19 protein-coding genes are annotated in these 13,853 nt (G+C 47.8%); 6 read left to right on the forward strand and 13 right to left on the reverse strand.

Going from position 1 to position 13,853, the window contains the following annotated elements; all coding sequences use genetic code 11:
- The gene (locus OI18_RS03285) at positions 1-555 is read left to right on the forward strand and encodes a sugar O-acetyltransferase (RefSeq protein WP_039137213.1); all 555 of its coding nucleotides are present in this window, start codon (positions 1-3) and stop codon (positions 553-555) included.
- Here OI18_RS03285 and OI18_RS24495 read toward each other — a convergent pair.
- The 4 genes from OI18_RS24495 to OI18_RS03300 form a co-directional block, all read right to left on the reverse strand.
- The gene (locus OI18_RS24495; RefSeq protein ID WP_152616710.1) at positions 548-766 is read right to left on the reverse strand and encodes a hypothetical protein; all 219 of its coding nucleotides are present in this window, start codon (positions 764-766) and stop codon (positions 548-550) included. The genes OI18_RS03285 and OI18_RS24495 overlap by 8 nt on opposite strands.
- Before the next feature lie 65 nt (positions 767-831).
- On the reverse strand, positions 832-1,233 hold the full coding sequence (locus OI18_RS03290; protein ID WP_039137216.1) for a c-type cytochrome: 402 nt from the start codon (positions 1,231-1,233) through the stop codon (positions 832-834).
- A 4-nt stretch (positions 1,234-1,237) separates the two neighbouring features.
- Positions 1,238-2,440 (reverse strand): PQQ-dependent sugar dehydrogenase, encoded by a 1,203-nt coding sequence (locus OI18_RS03295; protein WP_039137219.1) that lies wholly within the window; start codon positions 2,438-2,440, stop codon positions 1,238-1,240.
- Between the two features lie 110 nt (positions 2,441-2,550).
- Positions 2,551-3,630 carry a DUF1254 domain-containing protein gene (locus OI18_RS03300; protein WP_039137222.1) on the reverse strand — a complete coding sequence of 360 codons (1,080 nt, stop codon included), beginning with the start codon at positions 3,628-3,630 and terminating at the stop codon, positions 2,551-2,553.
- Positions 3,631-3,825: 195 nt separating this feature from the next.
- Between OI18_RS03300 and OI18_RS03305 the strand changes: the two genes are divergently transcribed.
- Entirely contained in the window at positions 3,826-4,020 is a 195-nt protein-coding gene (locus OI18_RS03305) for a DUF3606 domain-containing protein (RefSeq protein ID WP_039137225.1), read from the forward strand.
- A gap of 78 nt (positions 4,021-4,098) precedes the next feature.
- Positions 4,099-4,476, forward strand: coding sequence for a putative quinol monooxygenase (locus tag OI18_RS03310; protein WP_039137228.1), 378 nt, complete (start codon positions 4,099-4,101; stop codon positions 4,474-4,476).
- Positions 4,477-4,486: 10 nt separating this feature from the next.
- Here OI18_RS03310 and OI18_RS03315 read toward each other — a convergent pair whose 3' ends face one another.
- From OI18_RS03315 to OI18_RS03340, 6 genes are all read right to left on the reverse strand, one after another.
- Complete coding sequence (locus tag OI18_RS03315) at positions 4,487-5,155, reverse strand: (4Fe-4S)-binding protein (protein ID WP_039137230.1); 669 nt, start codon at positions 5,153-5,155, stop codon at positions 4,487-4,489.
- 72 nt (positions 5,156-5,227) lie between these two features.
- Entirely contained in the window at positions 5,228-6,001 is a 774-nt protein-coding gene (locus OI18_RS03320; RefSeq protein ID WP_039137232.1) for an alpha/beta fold hydrolase, read from the reverse strand.
- Positions 6,002-6,010: 9 nt separating this feature from the next.
- Positions 6,011-6,622: a class I SAM-dependent methyltransferase gene (locus OI18_RS03325; RefSeq protein ID WP_039137235.1), complete on the reverse strand. Its 612-nt coding sequence runs from the start codon at positions 6,620-6,622 to the stop codon at positions 6,011-6,013.
- 3 nt (positions 6,623-6,625) lie between these two features.
- Positions 6,626-7,492, reverse strand: coding sequence for a DUF4349 domain-containing protein (locus tag OI18_RS03330; RefSeq protein WP_160290185.1), 867 nt, complete (start codon positions 7,490-7,492; stop codon positions 6,626-6,628).
- Between the two features lie 84 nt (positions 7,493-7,576).
- Positions 7,577-7,921, reverse strand: a complete 345-nt coding sequence (locus OI18_RS03335; protein WP_039137240.1) for a helix-turn-helix transcriptional regulator — start codon at positions 7,919-7,921, stop codon at positions 7,577-7,579.
- Positions 7,911-8,444, reverse strand: coding sequence for a hypothetical protein (locus tag OI18_RS03340; protein WP_039137242.1), 534 nt, complete (start codon positions 8,442-8,444; stop codon positions 7,911-7,913). The genes OI18_RS03335 and OI18_RS03340 overlap by 11 nt, the downstream gene beginning before the upstream one ends.
- A gap of 161 nt (positions 8,445-8,605) precedes the next feature.
- Between OI18_RS03340 and OI18_RS03345 the strand changes: the two genes are divergently transcribed.
- Positions 8,606-9,121 carry a GNAT family N-acetyltransferase gene (locus tag OI18_RS03345; protein WP_039137329.1) on the forward strand — a complete coding sequence of 172 codons (516 nt, stop codon included), beginning with the start codon at positions 8,606-8,608 and terminating at the stop codon, positions 9,119-9,121.
- Here the strand turns inward: OI18_RS03345 and OI18_RS03350 are convergent.
- Entirely contained in the window at positions 9,111-9,635 is a 525-nt protein-coding gene (locus OI18_RS03350) for a GNAT family N-acetyltransferase (RefSeq protein ID WP_039137245.1), read from the reverse strand. The two genes, OI18_RS03345 and OI18_RS03350, sit on opposite strands and share 11 nt — an antisense overlap.
- A gap of 8 nt (positions 9,636-9,643) precedes the next feature.
- Positions 9,644-10,663, reverse strand: coding sequence for an LLM class flavin-dependent oxidoreductase (locus tag OI18_RS03355; protein ID WP_039137330.1), 1,020 nt, complete (start codon positions 10,661-10,663; stop codon positions 9,644-9,646).
- A 143-nt stretch (positions 10,664-10,806) separates the two neighbouring features.
- Here OI18_RS03355 and OI18_RS03360 point away from each other — a divergent pair, with 143 nt between their 5' ends.
- Entirely contained in the window at positions 10,807-12,564 is a 1,758-nt protein-coding gene (locus tag OI18_RS03360; protein WP_039137246.1) for a carboxypeptidase-like regulatory domain-containing protein, read from the forward strand.
- A 12-nt stretch (positions 12,565-12,576) separates the two neighbouring features.
- Here OI18_RS03360 and OI18_RS03365 read toward each other — a convergent pair whose 3' ends face one another.
- Positions 12,577-13,128, reverse strand: a complete 552-nt coding sequence (locus OI18_RS03365; protein ID WP_039137247.1) for a DNA-3-methyladenine glycosylase I — start codon at positions 13,126-13,128, stop codon at positions 12,577-12,579.
- A gap of 101 nt (positions 13,129-13,229) precedes the next feature.
- On the opposite strand from OI18_RS03365, the gene OI18_RS03370 reads away from it, so the two are divergent.
- Positions 13,230-13,826, forward strand: a complete 597-nt coding sequence (locus OI18_RS03370; protein WP_039137249.1) for an RNA polymerase sigma factor — start codon at positions 13,230-13,232, stop codon at positions 13,824-13,826.
- Positions 13,827-13,853 lie beyond the last annotated feature (27 nt).

Consider the following 13,853-nt stretch of genomic DNA (forward strand, 5'->3'; position numbering starts at 1 on the left):
ATGGACATCTTCGATAGGATGAAGGCAGGTGAATTATTCCGCCTCGATGATCCCGAATATTCAAAAGTGCAGGAGGTCGTTACGCGCACAATCAGGTTGTCGGCGGCATTAAATGCGTCTACAGATGTTGATGAGGTGAGAGAAAAATTAAGCGGGATAATCGGTGCCCGGATCGATCCCAGTACAACAGTTTTTCCCCCTTTTCACACCAATTTTGGGCGCTTCATCAGCATTGGTAAAAACGTCTTTATCAACCATGCCTGCAGCTGTCTCGACATGGGCGGCATTACTATTGAAGACGATGTGATGATAGGTCCACGCGTGACTCTTGTTACAGAAAATCACCCGCTGGATCCGGCCAACCGGAAAGCACTTTTTGCAAAGCCGATCCTTATCCGGCGAAATGCCTGGATCGGTGCGGGCGTTTCGATCCTGCCTGGCGTTACGATCGGTGAAAATGCCATCGTTGCCGCGGGAGCCGTCGTTTCAAAAGATGTGGAAGACAATACCATCGTGGGCGGTGTGCCTGCTAAATTCATCAGGTCAATCAGTTAGTTGCCCCGTTACCTTCGCGCCCCGCAGGCGTATTTTCGTTCTGCTTTGCTTTTGCCGGGAACCGGAAAATTATTTTTGACCAAAGCGACCATAATAAACTAAGCACGCTGTGCTTTATAATGGAGTCAATTGTAAGGTTTCCCTTAACAGCATATTCAACCAAAAGTGACAATGAGAAGAAGCCAAAGAATTCAAGTAAGAATCTTTTCACAGGGTTTAGTTCAAAACGTAAAGCCGGCCACGAAGCAATTCACTCCGCGGCCGACCTGCACTTAATTATTTCTTCAACTTCGCAATCTCGGCAGGCTTGATCTCAGCCCCTTTATTCCCCCAGGAATTGCGAACGTAATTCAATACATCAGCTGCCTCCTGGTCGCTCAGGTGAGGCAATGGAGTCATCTCCATATTGAATTCTTTTCCTTTCACTTTGATCGGACCACTCAGCCCGTTATAAATGATCTTCACCAGCCGCGCTTTATCGCCAAGCCTGCCTGTACCGGCAAGGGGAGGGAAAGCACCCTCCAATCCTTCACCTTCCGTCATATGGCACGACATACAAGTTGATTCGTAAACAGTCTTCCCGCGTTCCACGCTTTCCTTCAGGGTTCCTGCCTGCATAAAACTCACAAGCATAACTGAAGCAGCACCAATCAAGCCTAATATTATTGTCTTTTTCATAGAGTTATTTCTTTCCGATACGATACAGTTTACCCTGGTCTGTAATGGCATACAACGCACCATCAGTTCCCTGCGTAATATCCCTGAAACGCTGGTTCTCACCTGGCAACAGTCTCTCTTCACCGGTCACCTTATTATTCTCGATCACCAACCTGCAAATGTGCATTCCACTCAATGCAGAAATGAATAGGTTATTCTTCCATTCAGGAATCGCGTCACCGCTATAGAAGGTAATACCGCTGGGCGAAATCACCGGGTCCCAGTAATACACCGGCTGTTCCATGCCTTCTTTCTGCTGGATCGCACTACCGACTTTGTCGCCGCTATACTCAATTCCATATGTAATTGTCGGCCAGCCATAATTCTTGCCCGGCTCTACACGGTTCACTTCATCGCCACCACGTGGTCCGAATTCCGCATCCCACAAATCGCCGGTTGCAGGATTGATCGCAATCCCCTGCACATTCCTGTGACCGTAAGAATAGAGTTCCGGTCTTGGGCCGGCTATTCCTACGAAGGGATTTCCCTGCGCCGGCTTACCATCAACAGTTATGCGAATGATCTTGCCAAGCCCCGATTTAAGGTCCTGGGCCTGTGGACGCGTTTCGATATCAGAGCGTTCGCCGGTCGACAAAAACAGCGTTCCGTCTTTTGCAAACAATACGCGGCCACCGTAGTGCAGCGTTCCTTTGTATTCAGGAGTTGCGCGGTAAATTACCACAACGTTTTCGAGGCTTTTTTCATCGGCAGACAACTTCCCTTTGGCAACGGAAGTAAGGGTGCCGCCCGGGCGGGGCTCGGAGAAAGCCCAGTATACCATCCTGCTGCTTTTGAAATCCGGGGCGAGCGTGATCCCCAGCAATCCGCCCTGTCCACCACTGGCCACCTTTGGCACGCCGTTGATTGCTTCTCCCACTTCACCGGAAGCAGTTACGATCTTCATCGCACCATCTTTCTCGGTAACAAGGAACCTGCCGTCAGGCATCGCTGTAATACCCCAGGGGCGCTTCAGCGAAGAGGTGATCACTTTCCCTTCGTAAGGGGTCTCAGTCTTAACCGCTCCAATCCGCGTCTGACCTGCGAACGCAGGCTTATAATCGGCATTGGGCTTCTTCGTTTCTACAGAATTTGATTGCTGTGCACTTGAATCACAGGCAGCCAGTACCACGACTGCCGCACTGATCATTATTAGACGTACTTTATCCATTGCTGATAGTCAATTGTTTTAGAGTCTCCAAATATAGTGTACCATCAGGAGATCTGCCGGCAACAATCAAGCCATCAGCATATTTTTTCAGGGTCACCCGTCCGCCATGGTTATTTTAAGGGCTGGGCATCAGGAAATTTCCAGCTGCCATCAAGGATCTCCTTCCGCGGACGATAAAGCCGCACCCAATAATTCCAGCCTGGCATTATGGGTATACAATTCGGTATCCTGCCATCGCAACCACCGAACTGGATGGTCACCGAACTGTCGGCATCCATTTTCGCAGTAACATTATTGAGAGAATAGGCATTCAGGTCGTTCTTCTGGAAATAGCCTTCCTTATTGTACACGCTCACAGACCAAAACCCATTTACCGGTACCTTCTTTACTTTGAGGCTATAAACGGTGCCATTATTCTCAGATGGAATCGAGCTGATGTACAACGCATCTTTTTCCGCATTTCCGCCCCAGCCAGTGGCAGTACCAATCATGTGGCGTTCGGAATCCACCTCCTGCTTTGTACCGAACATTTCCCGCGTGTCTGTAAATTTCTTGCTTGCCTCTATCAGGGAGTCGTGAATCCGTTTCTGACTCACCTGATCCCAGTTTGGAATTTCAAAACTCCCTTTGTTTTCCTGGTCAATTTTAACAGCATCCTGTAATGCCTTCACGCGCGCCAGGTCTTTTTCGTCATTCGGATCAATGAAAGTGCGAAGTGCAAACATCACATATCGCGTTCCCACTTTGCCTTTATTGAAAGTGAAAGTGCCTGGTGCATATACGGTTTTAGCATAATGGTCTTCATCGATGATCATCATCGACATGAATCTTTTGCCGGGATCAGGCAGTGTGATAGTAACCGGGGATGCATCAAGATCAAAAACGCCTGAAGAATATAATACATCGCGATTTGCCCTGATCACTGACTGGTTGTCTATCGACATCAGCTCGTGGCGATGGAAGAATTTGCCGGTACCGCCGGCGTCCTTCACTGCAGTGGAAAAGTACATGTCCGTTTCCGCGCGGACGAAATTATCGGCATTCACCGTGACCAAATCCTTTGAACTGTCCGCTATTACTGACTGGATTTCAGTTTTAGGGATCTGCGCCAGGGGCTCTGCGTGCTGCGAATTTTCTCCGCAAGCTGACAGTAACACCGCCAGTGCAAATGCAAAGGATATTTTGTTCATTTTCGGTGAGTTTAGCTGGTATGGAAAAGACACCAGGCAATCACTTCAGCCACCACTGGATGTGATGATTTATTTGGCGTTTTATGCAAAAGCTTTTCGGACGAATTGGATTAAAGTCTCTACAGCCTGAAAGGCTTCGCTGGTATTCTTTTTGATCATATTTTGGAAGAATGATAACTTAAAAATGGAAAGAGTATGAGCGACGATCTATCAAATACAGGTAAACGGGACGACATTCGGATCAGCGGTAGCCAGGAGCATGAAATCCGCTATTGGTCTGAAAAATGGGGCGTATCTACCTCGATCTTAAAACAGGCAGTAATCGAAGCTGGTCCACTCGTAAAAAATGTAGAATCCTGGCTCCGGGAAAATAATCACCTGAAATCCTGATAATTCATTCGGGCGGTGAAGTCGGAGTGGCTAGGTTGTCCTGACAATGTATGTAATGTTTGTCCGAAATTTACCGGCATGAAAAATCTACTTTTTGCATTTTTTGCAATAATCTTAGGCAACAGTCTTTCCGCCCAGGAGCAGAACAAACAGATTGTGCGGCTTGCAAAGCTGGTGATCGACTCTGCACAACTGCAGCGTTATAACGAATTCCTGAAAGAAGGAGTTGAAACCTCTGTCAGGCTTGAGCCAGGCGTCCTCACCTTGTTTGCGGTTGCTGAAAAAGAAAGACCCACGCACATTACGATCCTGGAGATCTATGCCAACGCCGAAGCATATAAACAGCACCTCCAGACAACCCACTTCCTGAAATATAAAAATGGTACGAAGGATATGGTCAAGTCACTCGAACTCGTTGAGACGATTCCATTGGTACCGGGAATGAAAATAAAGTGAGACCAGTTGGCTATGTAGCCTGCCCTGTTTCTCCCGGGTTCAGTTCACCATTGTATAGGAAACCAAGCGCGCCCGAAGGGCACCTGTGCACCTGCTCTTTAATCCTGTCTGCCGGCGCTCCATTGGGATCGATCCACTTGCGCTCTGAAGGTTTAAATACCGTCGGCAACTGCGTCCAGCAACGGGTGGAATGCTGGCACAATTCCGGCTTCCATACCACAGTGATCTCTTCGTTCGCATAGTTGATCGTCTTCGTCTCCTCGTCCCGGAAGACGAATACCCGCACTTTCACCTCACCCTGCACGATCTTTGAAATCGGGCATTTCTTTGCGATCTCCAACAACTTCGTTTTCTGTTCCGCGCTTACCGGGCTCAGGAAAAGAATATCGCAGTCGATGACTGTCGTCAACGATCCGTCTTTCGTTTCGTGGTACAGGTTTGAACTGATCGCGATCTGATCAATTTCCCAACCCTTCCTGTCAATATACATCCGCAACGTAATCAGCTTGCACGATGAAAGGGAAGATAGCAACAGCGTATAAGGATCAGGCCCCGAATCTTCACCGCCAACTGATGGCGGTTCGTCCGCAATAAACTTCCCGTTGCGCCATTCGATGGTGCACTGGTATTTTTTCGTTGTTATCCCGGCGTGAACCGGTTGCTCTAATTTGTATCTCATGGTAAACCTGTTGAAGCGGGCAGGAAAAGTGTTGATAGGGCAGGAGCCTGAAGATAAATTTACCGAAACTATCTACAGAGTTGTAATAAATCGTTGGACCAGCTCCGCGGTTTCTGCTGACGCTTCCTTGTGCGGTGTATGACCAATGCCAGGCATGATTACCACCTCTGCGCGCCCGCCCACCCGTCTCGCAATTCCTTCCACCTGTTGAAGGGTTCCGAATTCATCCTTGTCGCCCTGGATAATAAGGGCAGGACAAACCACCCCCGGTAAAAAGCCCGTGATATCCCAGCTCCTGAATGCTTCACTAAGCCAGGTGTCCGTCCATGCATGAAATATTGCGTCCGTTTTTTCGCCGTGATATTTTGCAAGACGGCTTTCCAGGTCAGTTTCTTCATAGCTCTTCACAGCTGCTTCAATTCCATCAAGGGTTTCCTGTTGAACGAAAATGTGGGCTGCTTCCGAAACCAATGCTTTGACCCGCTCCGGGTATTTTGCTGCCGCGATCAATGCAATGGAACCACCATCGCTATGGCCAAACAAAATAGCGGATGAAATCTCCAATTGCGCCAACAGGCTGTTCAACGTATCCGCTTCATCTTCCAGGTATTTGTTGGTTCGTTTAATGGGGGAAAACGGATCCGAACTGCCATAACCTTTCCTGTCATAAACCAGCAGGTTGCAGTTCGTTGCTTCCGCGAGCATAAACGGGAAGTCGCGCCACAACGCCACACAGCCCAACGAATCATGCAGGAATACGATCGTGGGTTGAGCCTGATCCTTTTCAACAAACCGTATGTACAACCGGTCACCATTGACATCGACCAGTGAATCTAAATTGCGCATGCATTGAAATTACGTGACCGTATTCTTCCGGCAGGTGATAAAATAGAAGGGGAATTTCTCGTTGACCTCTTTGATCTCAGCCAATCCTGCTTCACCAAACTCTTCCCTGATCGACTCCTCGTCATAGAAGAACATCTTAACGCCGTCGAAGATCTCATACCGGTCTTTGCTTATCATTTTTCCCTGTCCATAAGTGTGAGCTTTTTTTGAGATCATCGTGAATACCATGTTACCGCCCTCGGCCAATTGATTGTAGCAATCGCGGACAAGTTTCTTTCGTTCGTTGTTGTCCAGCAGGTGTATCAGTGCATAACAAAATACGCCATCATACATCCGCTCATCGAACGGCATGTCCGTCACGGAACCGTGGTGAATGACCATGTCCGGGCCATAATGTTTTGCCGCCATTTCAATGGCTGTATTTGAAATTTCAATCCCGGTCACCGCAATTCCTGATTCCCGGAATACCTGTGCATTCCGCCCGTAACCAATGCCGGGAATCAGAATATTCTTTATAGATTTTTCAACAAAGAGATCTTTCGCCAGGATAGCAGACTGCGCCGGTTCAAAACCCCACATTTCTTTCTTTTCAGCAAAGTTCGATTCCCAGAATTCTGTCATGCTTTATAGTTTGCGCGCAAAGATTGCGCATTTTAACCGATTCCTATACCTGTAAGCAATTATAGTTCCTGTCAAAAACACGATGAACATCCACAGGTGCGCGAGGGCAATTACAAATTCGATAAAGTAATGCCATCCATTATTGAATGCATTCAGCAGTCGGGTTCCGACAGGTAAATTATACCGGTCAATGTTGTAGTTGGCCACGACTTCCTGTCGCACCACATCATTCTGGAAGACAAACATGTCAACTGTGCTGTACCTTACGTCTGCATCTATATAGCGATTGCCGATCTGCTGGTCAATCGCTTCATCATTCAGTAACACTGAATAATAATTTTGCTCATACTTTTTTACCTGCTTCGAAGCACGTGATAAAACTTCTTTCCGCGCCTTTTCTTTCAGGTTATTCTGAAGGTATGCAAGACTCCTGTCATCGATATGCAAACTGCTGTTGCTGGTGAAATAGCCCAGGTCAGCAATATTGTTCAGGAAGGTTTCCAGGTGTTCTGATGGAATTCGTGCTGTGATGTTTACCCCGGGCCTTAGGGTAGTAAAAACAAGGAGTGAATCATTGCCGAGTCTTAGTTCTTTCCTTCCCGTCTCCACGGCTTCCAGCTGCTGATCGAAGATCATCCCGCCCATATTCCTGGCAATTTCGGATACCGATCTCGCACTTTTCTCCACATCACGTACCTTGAATTGGATTGAAGCTTTGCGAACAAGTTTCACTGAGTCGCCGGACAAGCCGGTAACCGAAACGGAATCACTTATCGCGGCGAGTTCGCCTTTGTATTCCCCTGAATTATTATAACATCCCTGGATGAAAAGAACTGTAACGAAGCACAGCAGGCAGGCAATATATTTCATAACGGTTGGTTTCCCATTGATACGTCCGTCCATCAATTGGTAACCTCCAAAAAATCCTAATTCTCTTTAACATAAAACCCATGCCTACAGTTTCTTCTTACCACGGGGTAAATTTGAAGTTGTTTTTTCTACTTTACCTGGTCTCACTACAAGCGGTTTCCCAAGTGCGGTTTCTAGGTTTACTAAGGTTTCAAGGGTGAAATTTTCGTTTCCTTTAATCCATTTGTTTACCAGCTGCGGTGTAACGTTCATTTCTTCGGCAAGACGTTTTTGCGTCCAGCCAAGTTCATCCAACCTGGCCAGGATGTCAAAAGCAATCAACTGTGACATCTTAATGAATTTTCTCCGCTCCTGTCTTTCCTTAATGCTTTCAAAAGTGTTTGTTTTTTCTTTTGAAACCAACTGGAGGAATTTTTCTTTAGTTGTCATAGCCTTCTTCAATTAAAAATTCAAAAAATGAATCAGCATCAAAAATTCCATTCGACTGTAAATAGCTTCTGGCTTGCTCCAATTTTACCAGCTCTCTTTGTGTATGGTTTCGGTCAGACATAAGGTGCGTTAATTTGATAGTTCCCCCGGTTATGACGAAACAGTTGGTGTCAATTCGAAGCGCGTAAAGCCGTAAGCAATATGCCCTTCGTTTACGCAGCGAGAGAACTTTAGGGTCATATTCATAATTGCGCAAGGGCACGAAAAACTGGTCCAACGACTTTTCGGGATCTTCACAAATTCTGATAATAGCATCTTCTGTTTCCTGTACTGCTATTAGAATCTGGTCCAATATTTTCGGAAGATCCTGGTCAATTTGCAGGTCTTCAATATTCTCAATCAGGAACTTATGTAAGTACTCTGGGTCGTTCCATAAATCTAACACCCTGGTTAATTCATCCTTGTCCTCCGGTGTATAACAGAAGGAAAATAGCTTCTCTGCGAAGATAGAAACAATTTTCATAAAATCAACCTATAGGTTAATTGCAAAATATTTTTATTCCCTGATCTTTAAGCCAGTTTGAATCTCAGTAATTAATTGTCCTGGAAAAAGGAGTAAATGACTGTATTTATTTGGGGGTGCCGGGTCTTTCTCCTGATCAGCAACTGAAGTATCTTGCGCCGATGAATTACAGTTTTCGCAAAGCCGTGGCCGATGACGCAACCCACATCTGGGAAATCCTTCAACAGGCTATCCTCCGCCGTAAAGCCGAAGGCAGCCAGCAATGGCAGGACGGATATCCTAACCCCGAGGTAGTAAAGAAGGATCTCGACAATGGTTATGGATTTGTGCTAACCGGCGATAACGAAGTGATAGGTTATTGCGCCCTGCTGATCAACGACGAGCCAGCATATGCTAAGATCGATGGGGAATGGCTGACCAATGGTGATTTTGTAGTGGTTCACCGCGTAGCCGTATCCGAAGCCCACATCGGCAAAGGCCTTGCCAAAAAGATGATGAGTTTTATTGAACAGTTCGCTCTGGAAAACGGTATCAACAGTGTAAAAGCGGATACCAATTTTGACAACCCACGCATGCTGAAAGTTCTGGAAGACCTTGGTTACACGTACTGCGGCGAGGTCTGGTTCCGCGGCAGTCCCCGGAAGGCTTATGAGAAAGTGCTTAGCCTTACCCCTTGAGTTGCAGCTTCATCATAATATCCGTCTGGTCATCATCGCCCAAACGGAAAATGTGTTTATCAAATTCAACGAAACCATTTTTCTTATAAAACCCAATCGCCCGCTGGTTCTCTTCCCACACACCGAGCCACACATAATCGACATCTTTATCCCTTGCAACCTGCAGGGCATATTCATAAAACAATTGTCCCACCTTTTGACCCTGGAACTCATTCAACACATAGATCCTTTCAATCTCCAGCGCCCTGCTGTCTTTCAGTTCTGTTTGTGACTGCCCGAAGTTCAGCTTCAGATAGCCAATCACCTGGTCGCCGAGCATCGCGAAATAGAATTCAGAATCGGGGTCATTCAGTTCAGCAGTCAACTTACCGGTAGCATACCATTCTTCCAGGAACTTCTTCATGTTCTCTTCCGTATTCTGCGCCGAAAAGGTTTCGTAGAACGTCTGCCTGCTGACGTGCTGCAAAAGGTCAACGTCCTGCACCGTTACCCGTCTTATCTCAATTCTTTCCATACAGTAATTTACGAGCCGGATACCAAAGGCATCACCTTTTTCCCGATCAATTCAATCGAACTCATCAGTTGCTGATGACTCAGTCCGGCGTTATCCATCTGGAACGTAAACCGGTCAATTCCACCCAGCGCTTCACTATGCCGCAGTAATTTCTCGGCCACGCGCTCCGGTCCACCTACTACCAGCACGCCCTGCGGACCTGCCTGTGAATCAAAATGACTTCTTGTTACCGGTGGCCATCCCCGTTCACGTCCAAGCTTCGTCCACAATTCCGCATAGCCAGGGTAGTATTCTTCAATGGCCTTCTCATCAGTCGAAGCAACAAAACCAGGTGAGTGCAACCCCACTTTCAATTCCGCAGGCGAAAAGCCTGCCTTAGCGCCGGCCTCCCTGTACATATCGATCAGTGGGCGGAACCGCGCAGTATTTCCCCCGATGATTGCCACCATTAATGGCAATCCCAAACGGCCGGCACGCACAAATGATTCCGGCGTACCACCCACTCCCAGCCAAACGGGCAATTTACTTTGCAGCGCCCGCGGGTAAACGGGCAGATTGTTTAAAGCCGGGCGAAACTTCCCTGACCAGGTCACAAACTCGTTGTCCCGGATCTTCAGTAACAGTTCCAGCTTCTCCTTAAAAAGCGCGTCATAGTCGTCGAGGTTAAAACCGAACAGCGGGTATGCTTCAATGGATGAACCACGACCCACCACCATTTCTGCCCGCCCTTTGGAAACCAGGTCAAGCGTGGCAAAATCCTGGTATACACGCACCGGGTCGGCAGTGCTGAGCACACTCACGGCACTCGTCAGTCGTATTCGTTTTGTACGGCCGGCAACAGCGGCCAGTATTACAGCGGTGGAAGAGTCGAGGAATGCCTTCTTGTGATGTTCTCCGATCCCGAATACATCCAGGCCAACCTCGTCGGCATGTACGATCCGGTCCATCAATTGTTCCATGGCATCCACGCTGCTCAATGTCTTGTTTCCATACATCGCTGATGCGAAGCTGTCTATTCCAATTTCCATGGAATTATTAATGCTTGTCCCCTGCATATGGTTCAGTCATGTCACTAAAAATGACATTAACAGGAATTTAATTATCACCGGTAAGGGGGTGCTCTTGCATTCCTACCGAATTCTTATTTCTTTTGTACCACAACCTTAGCACTATGAGAAAAAGCACCCTTTCCTGGGCATTCCTGCTTTTATTTCCCGTATTCGCATATATCGCCTGCCAGAAAGATTACCGCCCCGGCTTCCCGCTCAACCCAACAGATCCGACATCAGAAAAAGTGACCGCCAGCATTTCCGGCCGTGTCTTCAACGAACGCCAGGAACCTGTAGAAGGTGCACGGGTCACCGCCGGGAACAGCACTGTCAACACAGACTATAATGGTTACTTCAGTCTCGAAAATGTAACTGTCGCAGCAGACGCAGCATATATCAAAGTGCAGATGCAAGGGTACTTCCCGGGCTCCCGTACCATTATGGCGCAGGAAGACGGCGCACATTATATCCAGGTAGAACTCATTCCCACAACCAAATCCGCAGAATTCGCGGCAGCTACCGGCGGTACGGTTTCTTTCCCCAATGGCGGCAGTGCAAACTTCCCTGCCAACGCCATTGTCCGCCAGGCTGATGGCAGCGCATATACCGGCAGGGTAGAACTGAGCCAGTCCTTCATTGACCCAACGTCCGAAGGCTTCACCAGCAGGATGCCCGGCGACATGAAAGGCATCTCAACCGGCAACGACATGCGTGCCCTGAAATCATTCGGCATAATGGCCATCCAGATGCGCGGCGAATCAGGCGAACTGCTGCAGGTAGCCCCGGGCAAAAAGGTCGACATGCACTTTCCCATTCCCGCAGCGCTGAACGCCAGTGCCCCGGCAAACATTCAGCTCTGGTCCTTCGACGAGGAAAAGGGACTGTGGCGGGAAGAAGGCAGCGCAACCAAATCCGGATCCGAATACATTGGCCAGGTAAGCCATTTCTCTTTCTGGGGTGCCACTTCGCCGATAGATTTCACCGAGATCGAATTTGTGATTAAAAGCCCGGCAGGACAGCCCCAGGCGAACCTGTACGTAGAGATCAAAAATAAATCTGACTATACCAAGGCATTCAGTTTTTCAGATGCGGAGGGCAGGGTAAAAGGATGGGTCCCCGTAAACCAGGCACTTCAACTGCTGATTAACGACAGGTGCGGTACCTATAGCCATATGCAGGACCTGGGGCCATATACTTCTCCCGTCGACCTGGGTACCATCACGCTGGATGCCAGCGCCACAACGGGGTATTCCATCAGTACTACCGTTACTGACTGTGCCGAACAACCGATTACCAATGGTTACCTGAACGTTTTGTTCCGTTACGATAACCATCGGTTCGCACTGAACGGTCAGCCGATGAACATTACCTTCCAGGGCTGCGACAACCAGCCCGACAGTGCACAAATCACTTTGTATGATGCGGAGCAGGACATCTACGTTACAAAATGGGCCTGGCTCCAACCTGGCAGTAATGACCTTGGTGTGCTGCAGCTTTGTGAAGGGCAACAGGCCGAGTTTTTCAAGATTGAGATCGGGCCAAAGAAGTTCGAATACCTTTCGCCTGGTGACATGGTGTTTATTGATGTTAAAACCGACATTACCCTAAATGGCTACCGGTCTACAGAATATGGAGGCGCCAGCCTGCTCTTCCTGTCGAAAGCCGGCGGCCAGCCTTATACTACCCCACTGAAGGAATTCAAAATTGTAGCCGGTGGTGATGCCAACTATTCTTCAAATGCAAATGGCACTGTGAATATTACGAAGAATGGCCAGGCCGGTGAGTTTGTGGAAGGTACTTTCAGCAGCCAGGTGTATGACTCGCTGACCAATACAGCAAATATTCCCATGACCGGCAGCTTCAGGAAGAAGCGGAAATAGTTTGTCAGCTTCTTATTGCTTCGTCCACATGGGTTTTTGTTTTAAAACATCCTTGTGGACGGGGCAGTTTTCAGTATGAGCCCCACGTAAGTAACCAATACTCTGTAAAAACTCGTTTACGATTTCGCCACCTGTAAAGCGGAAGGTTTTTTTGAACAACTTAACCCATTCTTCTTTTGTTTTGGGGTGATGGTGTTCCAGCCATTTTTCAAAAGAACCAAACTCCTTTTGCAAAGAAAGAATGGCTTTAGCGTTTTCTATCGCGGCATTTACTTTTAATCGGTTGCGGATGATCCCGGCATCAGCTAAAAGCCGTGCCCGGTCTTCTTCGGTATAGGCTGCCACCTTTTTGATATTGAAGTTGTGATAAGCTTTGCGAAATGATTTTTCTTTCTTCAGGATGGTTTCCCAGCTTAGTCCTGCCTGGTTAATTTCCAGCACAAGGCGGCAAAACAATTCATTGTCATCGTGAATCGGGAAGCCGTAAAGTTTGTCGTGGTAGTTTTTATGCAGCGATTTTCTTTCTTCCGGCTGCATTGTTTCTATAGCTGCGCAATAACTCATCGTCAAATGTACCTGAATTTTCTGCTGGTAGCGACCAAGTGAAATCTCCAATCCCCACCATAAAAATTATTTCCTTATTTTAGGTCACCAACTAACTGCGATTGCTCCACAACGATGCCAACAAGTACGAAGAGGCTCAGCTATTATCATTATTGGCTGATGACAGTGAATATGCATTCCAATTAATATATGACCGCCACCGCAGCCGCATTTACCAGGTCTCCCTTCGATACCTCAAGTCGCCGATCCTCGCGCAGGAAGTAGTGCAGGACGTATTCCTGAAACTATGGTTCAACCGGAAGAACCTGAAGACAGACCAACCTGTGGAAGCCTGGCTCTACCAGGTCACCAAAAACAACCTGCTCAACAGGCTGCGTAAAATTGCAAACGAGTGGAAAGCAATGAAGGGCCTCGGACTCATTGCCGAAACCTCCATCAACAATACAGAAGCCATCTGCCAGGAAGCCCAGTACGACGAACTTTTGCAGGCTGCCATTGCGCAACTGCCTGACCAGCAGCAGAAAGTTTTCACCCTCGCCCGGCAGGAACAGCTCACCTATAACGATATCGCCCAAAGACTGAACATTTCTCCGCTTACGGTCAAAACGCATATGTCCAGGGCGCTGGACTCCATAAAAGTGTACCTGTCAGCACACGGCATCATCATTCCTGCCGCCCTGTTCATCATCCTGAAATAATTTTTTCCATCACTGTACTCCGACCCA

Origin of the sequence: Flavihumibacter solisilvae (assembly GCF_000814475.1) — a bacterium.
In the GTDB taxonomy this organism is placed as follows: Bacteria; Bacteroidota; Bacteroidia; order Chitinophagales; family Chitinophagaceae; genus Flavihumibacter; species Flavihumibacter solisilvae.